The following is a 13,313-nucleotide window of genomic DNA, read 5'->3' as shown; positions in this document are numbered from 1 at the left end:
TCAAGTCAAGGGAGGCGCGAGTGCTGCTGGACATCGCCGAGGTCGCGGAACGGGCCAAGCTCGCCCCGTCGGCACTGCGGTTCTACGAGAAGCGCGGCCTGATCAGCTCCGACGGCCGCAACGGCCTGCGCCGCGCCTACCGGCCCGAGGTGCTGGACCGCCTGGACCTCATCGCCTGCGCGCGGGGCGCGGGCTTCACCCTCGCCGAGATCGCCCGGTTCCTGGTGGCCACGCCCGGTGACACGGCTCTGCGCGCCCGGATGGCGGAAAAAGCCGACCGGCTCGACGAGGACATCGCGCGTCTCACCCGAATGCGCGACAGCCTCCGCCACGCCGCGACCTGCACGCACGCGCCGCTCGTCGAGTGCCCGGAGTTCAAACAGGAGTTTTCCCGGTGACACTGGGTGTTGCCCACGTCAACCTCCCGCGCCGTGTAGCGCGCCCCGCACGGGGTAGCCGCCGCCTGACGACCGAGGAGGGCATGTGGAACCGAACATCCCGGGAGTGCCGGGCAGCCAACCGCCGACCGTCGCGGAGCCGACCGAGCCCAGAAAACCGCTCCCGCCCAAGCCGGACCAGGACGCGCCGGAGACCGTCTCGCCGACCGGGGCCGTGACGGGTGCGCCGAAGACGGCCAACAGCCAGCACGGCGCGTTCCTGACCACCGCGCAGGGCCTGCGCCTGTACGACACCGACCACTCGCTCAAGGCCGGCGCGCGCGGCCCGACGCTGTTGCAGGACCACCACCTGCGCGAGAAGATCACGCATTTCGACCACGAACGCATCCCCGAGCGGGTGGTGCACGCACGCGGCGCGGGGGCGCACGGCGTGTTCGTCGGTTACGGCACCGCCGAGAGCGTGTGCAAGGCGGGGTTCCTGCGCAAGGGAAAGACCACCCCGGTGTTCGTGCGGTTCTCCACCGTCGTGGGCTCGCGGGGCTCGGCGGACACCGTGCGCGACACCCGCGGGTTCGCCACGAAGTTCTACACCGACGAGGGCACTTTCGACCTGGTGGGCAACAACATCCCGGTGTTCTTCATCCAGGACGGCATCAAGTTCCCCGACATCATCCACGCCGCCAAGCCACACCCGGACCGGGAGATCCCGCAGGCCCAGAGCGCGCACGACACGTTCTGGGACTTCGTGTCCCTGCATACCGAGGCCACCCACCACGTCCTGTGGCACATGTCCGACCGCGCGATCCCGCGGTCGTACCGGACGATGGAGGGCTTCGGCGTCCACACGTTCCGGCTGGTCAACGACGCCGGCGAGACGTCGCTGGTGAAGTTCCACTGGAAGCCCGCGCAGGGCGTGCACTCGCTGCTGTGGGAAGAGGCGCAGCTGATCAACGGCATCGACCCGGACTTCCACCGGCGCGACCTCTACGACGCCATCGAGGCCGGGGCGTTCCCGCAGTGGGAGCTGGGCGTGCAGGTCTTCCCGGACACGCCGGAGCAGACCTTCGAGGGCATCGACCTGCTCGACCCGACCAAGATCGTGCCCGAAGAACTGGCGCCCGTGCAGCCGATCGGGATGCTGACCCTCAACCGCAACCCGACGAACTTCTTCGCCGAGTCCGAGCAAGTCGCTTTCCACGTGGGCCACCTGGTGCCCGGCATCGACCTGACCGACGACCCGCTGCTGCACGCGCGGCTGTTCTCCTACCTGGACACGCAGCTGACCCGACTGGGCGGGCCGAACTTCCACCAGCTGCCGATCAACCGCCCCCACGCGCCGGTCAACGACATGCTGCGCGACGGCTACCACCAGACCGCCGTCCACGGCGGCGCGGCCCCGTACCGGCCGAACTCGCTGGACGGCGGCTGCCCGTTCCACGCCGGTGTCGCCGACGGCGCGTACGTGGAGGTGCCGCAACGGGTCGCCGAGTCGGTGAAGGTGCGGGAGGTCCCGGCTTCCTTCGCCGACCACTTCAGCCAGCCGCGACTGTTCTTCCACAGCCTGAGCCCGGTGGAGCAGGAGCACGTGATCCGGGCGTTCACCTTCGAGCTGGGCAAGGTCTACGAGCAGGCGATCAAGGAACGGCAGTTGCAGGTGCTGGCCCGGGTCGACGCGCGGCTGTGCTCGGAGGTGGCCGCGGGGTTGGGCCTGCCGGCGCCGGAGGTGTCGGAGGAGCTGCCCGAGGTCACGCCGAGTCCGGCGCTGTCCCAGATCGGCCGGCGGTGGCCGGTCGAGGGGCGGGTCGTGGGCATCGTCGCGGACCACTCGCTCGACGGTGTGGACGCGGCCCGCCAAGCGTTGCAGGACGCGGGTGTGGTGCCGTTGGTCATCGCGCCCCACGGCGGTTCACTGTCGGACGGTGTGGTCGCCCAACGCACCTTCCTCACGGCTCGTTCGGTCGAGTTCGACGCCGTCCTGCTGGCCGCCGCTCCCCCGCCCGCGCCCGACGCGCTTCCGGCCCGGGACGCCAAGGCGGGTGCTCCGGCGGCCACGGTGGACCCGCGGGTGGCGCTGCTGGTCGAGGAGGCCCACCGGCACGCCAAGGCGATCGGCGCGTGGGGCGAGGGCGCTGCGGTGGTGGGCGACGGGCCGGGCGTGGTCACCGGCGACGACCCGGGCGAGGTGGTGCGGGAGGTGCTGACCCTGCTGTCGGAGCACCGGGTCTGGCCGCGCCTGAGCCGCTGATCGACCGCGGGGTGCGGTCAGCGATTGGAGGAGGGGAACTTGCCGCCGCTGCTGCCCAGGGCCACCAGTTCGGTGTACTGGTCCTGCCAGGAGCGCTCGGTGGTGAGCAGGTCGGCCAGCCGCTGCGCCCACTCCGCGTCGATCGGCGCGGGCAGGCCGGCGAGGTGGCGTTCGGTCTCCGCGCGGGCCTTGAGCCACTCGGACAGCGTGGGCTCGAGCGCGGGTCCACCGGCGTTGTCCGACATGCACGGAACTCTACCGCGCCCCGTCGGCCTGGACAGGGCGTCCGTCCGGTACAGTCGGCCGGGTTGGGCACGAGATGCCGGCACCCCGCCGTTGCGGTCCCCAACCCAATCCGGTCCGCTCGAGTTCGACCGGAGACGGGAGCACCGGCTTGCCGCCGGACCACCTGTACGCCCCCGCGCCACCACCCAGACCCACGTCCGCCTCCGGACGGCCCGGCCGATCGCGAGCCGGCGGCGATTTCGCCGCCGCGCGGGCCGCAGCCGACGAGGTCGAGGCCGTGCAGCGCACGCGTGCCGCGCTGACCGTGGCCGGGCACTCGCTCGACCCGGGCGACTGCGTCGAACTGCTGTCCATGCTGGGCCTGCCCGATCCCGAGACGCGTTTCGGCGTCGGCAGCTCGGACCGGCACCCGCACCGTTCGCCCCGAGACGTGCAGGGCACGTCCCTATCGCAAGGAGCACGTCCATGACGCAAGGGACCGTGAAGTGGTTCAGCGGCGCCAAGGGGTTCGGCTTCATCACCCCGGCCGGCGGCGGAGCGGACGTCTTCCTGCACCACTCGGAGATCCAGGGCTACGACAACCACGGCCTGGCGGACAACCAGGCGGTGGAGTACGAGCTCGGCGAGGGCCGCAAGGGGCCGCAGGCCACCGCGGTCCGCGTGGTCTGACACCGCACGCCGTGGTCTGACACCGCACGCCGCGGGCGAGCACGTCCTCGCCCGCGCGGCGGTGGTCCACTCCCGGCCCGGCTCAGCCGGTCCGCGGTGGACGGGCCGGTCTCAGAGGCCGGCCATTTTGCGGTGCAGCAACGTCCGCTCGCGCTCGTTGCCGCACAACTCGACCGCGCGTTCCCACTCGCCGCGGGCCTCCTCGACCCGCCCCAGCCGGGCCAGCAGTTCACCGCGCACGGTCGGCAGCAGGTGGGATCCGGACAGGGCGCCGGAGGCCGCGAGGTCGTCCACGATCGGCAGCGCGGTGGCCGGGCCGTGCGCCATCGACACCGCCACCGCGCGGTTCAGCTCCACCACCGGGGACGGCGCGAGCCGGCCCAACGCCTCGTAGAGCAGCACCACCCGGCCCCAGTCGGTCTCCTCGACCGAGGGCGCGACGGCGTGGCACTCGGCGATCGCGGCCTGCAACCCGTAGTAACCCAGGCCCCGGCCGACCTTCTCGGCACGCGCCAGCGCCGCACGGCCCCGCACGATGGCCGACCGGTCCCAGCGGCGGCGGTCCTGGTCCTCCAGCAGCACCGGCTCACCGTCCGGCCCCGTCCGGGCCGGGAAGCGGGCCGCGGTCAGCTCCAGCAGGGCCAGCAGGCCGTGCACCTCGGGCTCGCCGGGCGCCAACCTGGCCAGGACGCGCGCCAGGCGCTGCGCCTCCCCGGCCAGGTCGAAGCGGATGAGGTGGTCGCCGGAACTGGCCGACGAACCCTCCGTGAAGATCACGTACACCGAGCTGAGCACCGAACCCAGCCGTGCCTGCCGCTCCTCGGGCGCCGGCACCTCGAAGGGCACCCCCGCCGCACCGAGCGTCTTCTTCGCCCGCGTGATGCGGGCCTGCACGGTCGCGGTCGGCACCAGGAACGCGCGGGCGATCTCGTCGCTGGTCAGGCCGCCGACCACGCGCAGCGTCAACGCCACCCGCGCCTCCCGCGACAGCACGGGGTGGCACGAGACGAACATCAGCGCCAGCACGTCGTCGTCGATCTGGTCCGGGTCGGTCTCCCCCGCGTCCACGACGCCCTCGCCCAGGTCGCGGGCGAGGGCGGCGTAGCGCTCGTCGGCCGCGGCCCGGCGGCGGAACGCGTCGATCGCGCGCCGCCTGCCGACCGTCAGCAGCCACCCGCCCGGGTTGCGCGGCACGCCGTCGCGCGGCCAGTTCACCAGGGCCTCGGCGAAGGCCTCCTGCGCCAGGTCCTCGGCCAGGGCGAAGTCGCCGGTGTAGCGGGCCAGCGCGCCGACGATCTTCGCCGACTCGATCCGCCACACGGCGGCGACCGCCGCCCGGCCGGTGGGGTCGCCCGGAGAGGGACCGCTCAGAGCTGCCCCGTCGCCTCCCGCCACGCGCGCTCCTTCTGGATCCACGGGTTGTCCTGCGGGAACTCGTCGATCGTGGGCACCCGCCGGACCTCGGTCTTGAACCCGGGCCCCTGGATCGGCAGTCGCTTCGCCCACTCGACGGCCTCCTCCTTCGACGCCACGTTGAGGATGTAGAACCCGCCGAACAGCTCCTTGGTCTCGCCGTACGGACCGTCGGTGACGACGGGGGGTTCCGCGGAGTAGTCCACCACGACCCCGTTGGCGGCGTCGTCCAGCCCCTCGGCGGCGACCAGCACCCCGGCCCGGATCAGCTCGTCGTTGAACTTGCCGACCGTCTCCAGCATCTGGTTGAAGTCGGTCTCGACCATCTGCGCGAAGGCCTCGTCGGTCGCCCGCATGATCAGCATGTACTTCATGGTGGTCGCTCCCTGGTGCGCTCCGGGTCCGTTGTGGACCCTCTCATCACCGGGTCGAACGGGCGAGGGCACGGATCGACACGGCGGCGAAGTTTTTTCGAAGATCTTTCCGCACGTGCTTGAGTAGCGCTCATGAGCAGGTGGATCGAGGTCGCGGACGGTGTGCTCGTGCGGCGCTACGAGGAGTTGGACCTGTCCGTCGGGCTGGTGGTGGGCGGCGAGTCGTGCCTGGTCGTCGACACCGGCGGGGACGCGGGGCAGGGTGGGGAGTTGGCCGCCGCGGTCCGGGAGGTGACGGCGCTGCCGTGGCGGGTGGTGCTGACCCACTCGCACTTCGACCACAGCTTCGGCACCGAGGCGTTCGGGCCGTGCGAGGTGTGGGCGCACACGCGGTGCCACGCCGACCTGGCGGCCGGCGGCGCGGAGCAGCGGGAGAAGTGGGCGCGCAGTTACCGCGAACGCGGTGAACCGGAGGTCGGGGACCGCATCGCGGCCGTGCGGTTGGTGCTGCCCGACCACCTGGTCGAGGACCACGCGGAACTCGACCTGGGCGGCCGGCGGGTCGTCATGCGGCACTTCGGGCCCGCGCACTCCGACCACGACCTGGTCGTGCACGTGCCGGACGCGGGCGTGGTCTACGCGGGTGACCTGGTGGAGCAAGGGGCGCCGCCGCAGTTCGGCGACGCGCACCCGCAGGGCTGGCCCGCCGCGCTGGACGGCATCCTGGCGCTGGACGCGCCGGTCGTGCTGCCGGGGCACGGCGAGCCGGTGGACCGCGACTTCGTCCGGGCGCAGCGGGCGGACCTGGCGGCGGTCGCCGACCTGTGCCGGGAGGTCGCCGCCGGGGCGCTGAGCCCGGCCGAGGCCGTCGCGCGTTCGCCGTACCCGGAGGAGTTCACGCTGGCCGCGCTCGCCAGGCCGTGAGGACCTCGGCCGGCCGTGGTTCCCAGCCGGCCGGGGACCCCGGCGGCCCGTGCGGGTCGGCGGTCCGGGTGGCTCAGTAGGCCATGAACAGGATCTGGTCCCGGGAGTACTCGTGGCCCGGGTGGTTCTCCCGCAGGTGCTGCTGGGTCTTCTCGACCAGGTCGTCCTCGTCCTCGCCGACGATCCGCTCGCCGCACGGGCAGGAGATGTTCTTCTTCATCGTGGAACCCCCTCGGTGATCTCCTCCCCCGACTCTACCGACGACGGACGGCGGAGTGGAGGTGGCCGCGTGATACTGACCCACCACCGGGTGAACGGACCGCCGCCATGACCGACGCGCTCGCCGCCGCCCGTGCCGCCGCCGAGCGCGCCGACACGGCGTGGTGGCACGGCCGGGTCGACGAGTCGCTGGCGGTGGGCGCCGACGCCTTCGAGCTGTACCGCCGCGCGGGCGCGGGCCGGGACGCAGCCGGTACCGCGCTGGGCCTGTCCTACTTCCACTTCCTGCGCGGCGAGCAGGCGGCGGGCGGCACGTGGTTCGCCCGCGCCGAACGCCTCCTGGCCGGTGAGCCGGACTGCGTCGAGCACGGCTACCTGCGCTACGGCCGGGACGTCGAGGCCGCGCTCGACGCCGACGACCTGGACACCGCCGTCACCCAGGCCCGCCGGCTGCGCCGGGACGCACGCGGCTACGGCGACCCGAACCTCGTCGCCGTCGCGACCGCCGCCGAGGGGCGCGCGCTGGTCCGCGGCGGCCGGGTCACCGAGGGGTTCGCCCTGCTGGACGACGCGATGGCCGCCGCGCTGGGCGGGGACCTCGCGCCCGAGTGGACCGGGCACGTGTACTGCGGCCTGGTCGACGCGTGCCACGAGGTGCTGGACCTGCGTCGGATGCGGGCGTGGACGGAGGTCCTGCGGCGGTGGTGCGAGTCGCGCACGGCCGTGCTGTTCACCAGCATCTGCCGGGTCCACCAGGCCCAGCTCCTGCACGCCGGTGGCGACTGGGCGGCGGCGGAGGCGTTGGCGGCACAGGTCGCCGACGAGGTCGGGGACCTCGCGATCCGCGTGGCCGCCGAGGCCTGGTACGTGGTCGGCGAGTGCCGGCGGCTGCGCGGCGACGCGGACGGCGCGGAGCGCGCGTACCTCGCCGCCCACGAGCTGGGCCGCGACCCCCAACCGGGCATGGCGCTGCTGCGCCTGGACCGGCGCCGGCCGGACGTGGCGCTCGCCTCGATCACCGCCGCCCTCACCGCGGCCGACGGTCCTGCGCCGACCCGCGTGGACCTGCTGCGCGCCGCCGTGGAGATCGGCCTGGCGGCGGGAGCGCCCGACGTGGCCCGCAAGTCCGCCGACGACCTCGCCGAGACCGCCCGCGCCTACGGCACCGACGGCCTGCGCGCCGCCTCCGACCACGCCCGGGGCGCGGTCCTGCTCGCCGAGGGCCACCCCGAGGAGGCCCTGCCGGTGCTGCGCAGGGCGTGCGCCCGGTGGCGGGAGCTGGACGTCCCGCACGACTGCGCCCGCGTCCGGCTGCTGCTGGCCGCCACCTACGACCGGCTGGGCGACACCGACGCCGCCGAGCGCGAGCGGGCCGCCGCCGGCGGGTCCCGGCCCGCGCCCGGCGGGTTGACCGCGCGCGAGGTGGACGTGCTGGCCCTGGTCGCGCAGGGCCGCACGAACCGGGAGGTGGCCGCCGCGCTGGTGCTCAGTGAGAAGACCGTGGCCCGGCACCTGGCCAACATCTACCTCAAGCTGGGCCTGCCGACCCGCACGGCCGCCGCCGCGTACGCCTTCGACCACGGCCTGGTGGGTGGAACGACCCATCCCCGCCGGCGGTGACCTGCACACTTCGACCGAAGCACCGCCGCGCCCCGCGCTCCTACCGTCGGCTCACCCCCGAGGTGAGGAGAACGCCATGACCACCACCGCGATCGACGAGCGCCGCGTCGAGGAGTTCGCCGGCACCCTGTTCGACACCATCGGCCGCTCGCTGCTCACGCTCATGATCGACCTGGGCCACCGCACCGGCCTGTTCACCGCCGCCGCGCGCGGCCCGGCCACCAGCGCCGAACTGGCCGACCGCGCGGGCCTGTCCGAGCGGTACGTCCGCGAGTGGCTGGCCGCGCTGGTCACCGGCGGCGTGTTCGAGCACGAGGACGGCGTCTACACCCTGCCCGCGGAGCACGCGCTGTGCCTGACCGGCGGCGGCTCGGCCAACCTCGCCCCGTTCAGCCAGGTCACGGCCCTGCTCTCGGCGAACCTCGACCACGTGGAGACCGCGTTCCGCACCGGCGGCGGCGTGCCCTACGAGCTGTTCCGGCCGCGGTTCACCGCCGTGATGGACTCGCTGAGCCGCGGCTACTTCGACGGGCAGCTCCTGACCGGCGTGCTGCCCCTGACCGGTCTGGCGGGCCGGCTGGCCGAGGGCATCCGGGTCGCCGACGTCGGCTGCGGCACCGGGCACGCGGTGAACCTGTTGGCGCGGGCGTTCCCGGCGTCGGAGTTCACCGGCTACGACATCGCCGCCGACGCCGTCGACCTCGCCCGCGCCGAAGCGGCGGACCTGGGCCTGACCAACGCCCGGTTCGAGGTGCGCGACGCGGTGTCCCTGCCCGCGGATCCGCCGTTGGACGCGGTGTTCGCCTTCGACGCCGTCCACGACCAGGCCGACCCGGCCGGGCTGCTGCGGGCCGTGCACAACGCCCTGCGGCCCGACGGCACGTTCGTCGTGTTCGACGTGAAGGCGTCGAGCGACCTGGCCGAGGACGTCGCCAACCCCGTCGCGCCGATGCTGTACTCGTTCAGCGTGCTGCACTGCATGACGGTCTCGCTGGCCGCCGGCGGCGCCGGATTGGGCACCATGTGGGGCGAGCGGGTCGCGCGGCGGATGCTGTCGGAGGCCGGGTTCGACGTGGTGGCCGTCCACGACGCGCCCGACGACCCCGTGGACTGCATTTATGTGTGCCGCAAGTCCAAGTAGTCCTTGAACTGCACGGTCACCGCGTGGGTGTCCGACGGCCAGTTCCGGATCACCACCGTGCGGGAGCCGTCGGTGCCCCGTGGGCGCTCGGTCACGCGGATCGCGGCGGAGGGTGTGGTGGGCAGGAAGGTGTCGGTGGCGGTGAGGAAGGGCAGGCCCGTGAACGGCGGCAGGGCGACACCCGGTGCCGACACGCCGTCGCAGCCGTCGTCGAACGCGAACGCCGCCAGGACCTGCCGGACCTTCGGGGCCGCGCTCGGCGCCAGCACGTCGACGCCGTCGTACTCCAGGCGGTCCTCCCCCGACCACCACTCGCGGTTGCGCACCACCGTGACCGCCGTGTGCGTGGGGCACCGGTCGACCTGGTCGCCGATGCCGCCCGGCTTGGACACCTGGAGGCGCAGGAAGCGGTCCGAGCGTTCGAACGGCTCGAAGTAGAAGTGGTGGGTCGGCTCGCCGTCGCGGACGAACTCCAGCTCGTAGTGCCTGAGGCTGCTGACCGGCAGCGGGCCGAACGAGCCGTCCGAGGTCGTGGTGGTGCGGGGTAGGCCGACGCGCGAGCCGTCCTGGACCTCCCACACGCGCAGCACGCCGGGCACGCCTTCGTTCTGCGGGAAGAAGGTCACCCGGCCGGCGATCCGCACGATCGCTTCGGGCAGCACGAGGGTGGTGCGGGCGTCCCGGCCGCGTAGGAACCGGTGCATGTGCGCGAAGCCCGCCGCGGAGGTGGTGGTCTCGGTGTGGCCCAACGTGGTCAGGTAGACGTTCGTCGCGCCGCCGATCGAGCCGTTGGGTTGCGCACTGCCCCACAGCGCCAGCGTCGGGACACCGCCCGGGAGGGCTGCGCTGGACCGGCCGTCCACGTTGACGTACCGCCGCACGCCGGCTGCACGTTCAGGTGTGGTCAGGTAGGCGTGCATCACCGTGGTGCCACGGGAGTGGGCGATGATGTCCACTGTGGACGAACGGGTGCGGGCGCGGACGTCGGCCAGGAACGCGTCCAGTTCGGCGATCGCCCGGTCGTTGGTGGGCACGCTCGTGTCGTACTCGAATGCGTACAACATGTGATCCGGGTATCCGTTGCTGGAGAACCGCTTCGCGTTGGACTGCCACTGCTGGGCCGAACCCTGGTGGCCGTGCACGAACACGATCGGGGTGAGTGTGTCCGCCTGCGCCGGGACCCCCATGAGGGTCAGGAGCAGGCCGATCACCAGTGCGAGTCTCATCGGACCGCCTCTCGCAGGTTGGACAGGGCGTCGGCGGGCAGGAGGTAGCCGGCTCGGATGTTCTGAGCATCTACCGTCAACATCTGGTGCAAGTAGATGCCGTGGTTCGGGTAGAGGCGCTTCAGGGTGTCCGCGTCGAAGGGGACGTGCGTGCCGAACAGGCGGCAGAACGTCTCACCGCTGTTGTCCCCGGTGTTCACCGCGCGGGGCACGGCGACCTGGGACAGCCGGATACCGCCCACGGCCAGGCCCAACGCGTCCCGCTTCTTGGTCACGCCGTCGGCTTCGAACTCCAGCGGCGGCGCGGTCGGTGGTGGGGTGCCGCGCTCGACCCAGCGCCGCAGGTGGTCGTAGGCGGCGGCGGTGACGTGGTGCATCGGAACCCGGCTGAACGGCGGCCGGTCGCACCGGTAGGTCGGGACCGCCCCCAGGTCGCGCTCGGAGATCGGCGCGCGGTAGACCTGCCCGTGGTGCCCGGAGTGCGCCGCGCCCGCGACCTCCCAGCGCCGGAACCGGTCGGTGTCGGCCGGGCGGCGCGGGGAGCGCACGTCGGTCTCGGACATCAGCTGGAACACCGGTTCCGCGCCGGCGCGGGTGGGTGCGGGTCCGACGACGAAGGCGTACCCGTCGAACACCGGTTCTTGCTGGGGCAGAACGTGGTCGTAGAGGACGGTCATACGGGCGGCGCTCTGGGACGCGCCGATGGCCAGCACCGTCTTGGCGCCTTGGACCAGCCGACCGTCCGCGACCGCCCGACCGGCTTGGGTGAACACGTCGTAGGACAATTCGTCGGCGGTGAACCGACCGCCGCCGGTGACGTCCAGTCGGCCGTAGCGGGCCGGGCTCCAGGTGCGCAGGTGGTCGACTCCGACGCGCTGGGCCGACACGCCGACCCACGCGTAGCCGGCACGGGTGACCTGCTCGGCGTTCCACAGGGCGTCCAGGTCGTAGCCGGCGGTGACGTTCTGCCACTCGACCAGGGCGGTGCCGTTGAAGTCCTTGGGGTGGAGGGGTTTGCGGACGATGACCCGGGTGGTGAAGGGGACGTCGTCGGCGACTTTGGTGCCGTCCGGGGCGAAGCCGTCGGCGTGGCCGGAGAGGTGGAACTCGTGTTCGACGTAGCCGGGCAGGGCGTCGGGGGTGGCGAAGAACGGGTAGGTGTCCTCGATCCGGTCGGCAAGCCGGTCGCCCGGCAACGTCCCCGGCAGGGGTCCCATGACTTCGGAGACGGCGGTGGCGGTTGCAGTGGTGGTTAGCAGCAGACCCAGCGCCAACACGAGCGGGCCGGCGTGGCGGAGCGACATTCCGACTCCCACAGCTTCGGGGGACGACGGGGGCGCGGCCGACCGTAGCCGGGAGCCGTTGCGGCACACCAGGATCCACAGCGATCGTGAGACGGCCGTCGCAAGTTCTTCGGCGTGTCAGGACAGCAGCGACCGAGCCGCGCGCTCGGCCAAGCCGAGGTCGAGGGGCGTGCCGCCGAGCAGTTCGGCGTACAGCACGGATTCCACGACCCGCACGTAGAGGAAGGCCGTCTGATCCAGCTCACCCGGCGGCCAGGGCTTGACGTCACGGAGAATGTCGCGCTGCGCAGCGACCGCCCGCCGGTGGACGTCGTGCAGCAGCACGCGGGCGGCGGTGTCGGGTTCGCGGCTCAGGAACTCGCGGAAGGGCGCAGCGGAGTGCAACTGCGAGACGAACTCACGCGTGACCTGAAGGACCCCGTCCACCCCACCAACCGTCCGCCGCTCTCGCGCACGCCCAAGCACACGGTCACCAAGGAACCACAAGGCATCGGCGAGAAGCGCGTCCCGACTGTGGGCAACCCGGTAAAGCGTCGCCCGACTGATCGCAAGACTGGCCGCAAGCCCTTCCATGTCCACCGCACCATGCCGCACGAAGAACCGACAAGCCCCACGCACCACCTGCTCCCGACTAACCACCCGCCGCCCACGCATCACCCCACCCCCAGCCACCCGGCATCATCGCGCCCCAACCACCACCCAGGCCAGTGGCCGCCGACGGTTGGGTGTGCGAGCGAGCGAGAACAGACCGGCAAGGGCGGCCAACCAGCCCTGCGCTCGCGGCGCGACCTCCGACCCTCGACATCGCGCCCGGCACGACCTCCGGCCCTCGGCACGGCGCACGGCATGGCTTCCGTCCCTCGGCATGCGCCCGCCTCCGGCCCCGGCGCTCGGCGGGGCTTCCGCCCCTCGGCCTGGCCTCCAGCGTGCCCCCGGCCTCCGGCCACGACGCTCGGCGCGGCCTCGGGCGCTCGACGGGGTGCCCGATGGGGCTTCCGGCGCTCGGCGTGGACTCCGGCGTGCCCCCGGCCTCCGGCGCTCGGCGGGACGCCCGGCGCGGCCTCGGGCGCTCGACGGGGCGCCCGGCGGGACTTCCGGCGCTCGGCGTGGCCCCCGCCCTCGGCCCTCGGCGTGGCCCCGGTCCTCGGGCGTGACTTCCAGCGTGGCGCGCGGCATGGTGCTCGGCGGCGCGCTGGGCATGGCCTCCGGCCCCCGGTTCCATTGTCCCACGGGGGTACGACAATTCGGATCGGAGCGCCCCTGGGGCTCATTCTGCCAGCCGGCTACGACACAACCCGGGGTCAGCCAGCGCCGGCGGCAGCCGGCATCGGCGAGCGGCCGGCGCGGGCGGCTGCCGAGGGCGGGCGGCGCGAGCAGCCGGTGCGAGCAGGCGGCCAGCCCGTGGAGGCGGCCAGCGCGTGCAGGCGGCCGGCTCGGGCGGGCAGGCGGCCAGCTCAGGCAAGCGGTTGGCGCGGGCGGGCGGCGCGAGCAGGCGGCGAGCGCGGGCAGGCGGCCAGCCCGAGGAGGCGGCCAG

General features: G+C 73.2%; 14 protein-coding genes. 7 read left to right on the top strand and 7 right to left on the bottom strand.

What is annotated here, in order from left to right; all coding sequences use genetic code 11:
• The first annotated feature begins 20 nt into the window (after positions 1–20).
• The gene (locus tag WBN91_RS27135) at positions 21–398 is read left to right on the top strand and encodes a MerR family transcriptional regulator (protein ID WP_337726269.1); all 378 of its coding nucleotides are present in this window, start codon (positions 21–23) and stop codon (positions 396–398) included.
• A gap of 85 nt (positions 399–483) precedes the next feature.
• Entirely contained in the window at positions 484–2,643 is a 2,160-nt protein-coding gene (locus WBN91_RS27130) for a catalase (protein ID WP_337726268.1), read from the top strand.
• 17 nt (positions 2,644–2,660) lie between these two features.
• On the opposite strand, the gene WBN91_RS27125 is transcribed toward WBN91_RS27130, so the two are convergent.
• Positions 2,661–2,888, bottom strand: a complete 228-nt coding sequence (locus WBN91_RS27125) for a hypothetical protein (RefSeq protein WP_337726267.1) — start codon at positions 2,886–2,888, stop codon at positions 2,661–2,663.
• Between the two features lie 278 nt (positions 2,889–3,166).
• Here WBN91_RS27125 and WBN91_RS27120 point away from each other — a divergent pair, with 278 nt between their 5' ends.
• Both WBN91_RS27120 and WBN91_RS27115 read left to right on the top strand, forming a co-directional pair.
• Positions 3,167–3,358, top strand: coding sequence for a hypothetical protein (locus WBN91_RS27120; protein ID WP_337726266.1), 192 nt, complete (start codon positions 3,167–3,169; stop codon positions 3,356–3,358).
• On the top strand, positions 3,355–3,558 hold the full coding sequence (locus WBN91_RS27115) for a cold-shock protein (protein ID WP_337726265.1): 204 nt from the start codon (positions 3,355–3,357) through the stop codon (positions 3,556–3,558). The genes WBN91_RS27120 and WBN91_RS27115 overlap by 4 nt, the downstream gene beginning before the upstream one ends.
• Before the next feature lie 111 nt (positions 3,559–3,669).
• Here the strand turns inward: WBN91_RS27115 and WBN91_RS27110 are convergent, their stop codons facing one another.
• Both WBN91_RS27110 and WBN91_RS27105 read right to left on the bottom strand, forming a co-directional pair.
• The gene (locus WBN91_RS27110; RefSeq protein ID WP_337726289.1) at positions 3,670–4,929 is read right to left on the bottom strand and encodes an RNA polymerase sigma factor; all 1,260 of its coding nucleotides are present in this window, start codon (positions 4,927–4,929) and stop codon (positions 3,670–3,672) included.
• The gene (locus WBN91_RS27105; protein ID WP_337726264.1) at positions 4,926–5,345 is read right to left on the bottom strand and encodes a YciI family protein; all 420 of its coding nucleotides are present in this window, start codon (positions 5,343–5,345) and stop codon (positions 4,926–4,928) included. Before WBN91_RS27105 ends, WBN91_RS27110 begins: the two co-directional genes overlap by 4 nt.
• Positions 5,346–5,477: 132 nt before the next feature.
• On the opposite strand from WBN91_RS27105, the gene WBN91_RS27100 reads away from it, so the two are divergent.
• Positions 5,478–6,269: an MBL fold metallo-hydrolase gene (locus tag WBN91_RS27100; protein WP_337726263.1), complete on the top strand. Its 792-nt coding sequence runs from the start codon at positions 5,478–5,480 to the stop codon at positions 6,267–6,269.
• Positions 6,270–6,342: 73 nt separating this feature from the next.
• Here WBN91_RS27100 and WBN91_RS27095 read toward each other — a convergent pair whose 3' ends face one another.
• A complete protein-coding gene (locus WBN91_RS27095) occupies positions 6,343–6,489 on the bottom strand; it encodes a DUF1059 domain-containing protein (RefSeq protein WP_337726262.1) in 147 nt (48 codons plus the stop codon).
• 107 nt (positions 6,490–6,596) lie between these two features.
• On the opposite strand from WBN91_RS27095, the gene WBN91_RS27090 reads away from it, so the two are divergent.
• Positions 6,597–8,108 carry a response regulator transcription factor gene (locus WBN91_RS27090; RefSeq protein WP_337726261.1) on the top strand — a complete coding sequence of 504 codons (1,512 nt, stop codon included), beginning with the start codon at positions 6,597–6,599 and terminating at the stop codon, positions 8,106–8,108.
• A gap of 76 nt (positions 8,109–8,184) precedes the next feature.
• A complete protein-coding gene (locus WBN91_RS27085) occupies positions 8,185–9,249 on the top strand; it encodes a class I SAM-dependent methyltransferase (RefSeq protein ID WP_337726260.1) in 1,065 nt (354 codons plus the stop codon).
• On the opposite strand, the gene WBN91_RS27080 is transcribed toward WBN91_RS27085, so the two are convergent.
• The 3 genes from WBN91_RS27080 to WBN91_RS27070 form a co-directional block, all read right to left on the bottom strand.
• Positions 9,225–10,475 (bottom strand): hypothetical protein, encoded by a 1,251-nt coding sequence (locus WBN91_RS27080; protein ID WP_337726259.1) that lies wholly within the window; start codon positions 10,473–10,475, stop codon positions 9,225–9,227. The two genes, WBN91_RS27085 and WBN91_RS27080, sit on opposite strands and share 25 nt — an antisense overlap.
• Positions 10,472–11,779, bottom strand: a complete 1,308-nt coding sequence (locus WBN91_RS27075; RefSeq protein ID WP_337726258.1) for an alpha/beta hydrolase domain-containing protein — start codon at positions 11,777–11,779, stop codon at positions 10,472–10,474. The genes WBN91_RS27080 and WBN91_RS27075 overlap by 4 nt, the downstream gene beginning before the upstream one ends.
• A 117-nt stretch (positions 11,780–11,896) precedes the next feature.
• Positions 11,897–12,205, bottom strand: coding sequence for a QsdR family transcriptional regulator (locus WBN91_RS27070; protein WP_337726257.1), 309 nt, complete (start codon positions 12,203–12,205; stop codon positions 11,897–11,899).
• Positions 12,206–13,313: the final 1,108 nt, after the last annotated feature.

It is taken from the genome of Saccharothrix sp. CCNWYY140 (assembly GCF_037401995.1).
Classification (GTDB): Bacteria; Actinomycetota; Actinomycetes; order Mycobacteriales; family Pseudonocardiaceae; genus Actinosynnema.
The sequence above is the reverse complement of the archived record's forward strand: the minus strand, read 5'-3'. Positions and strand labels throughout refer to the sequence as shown.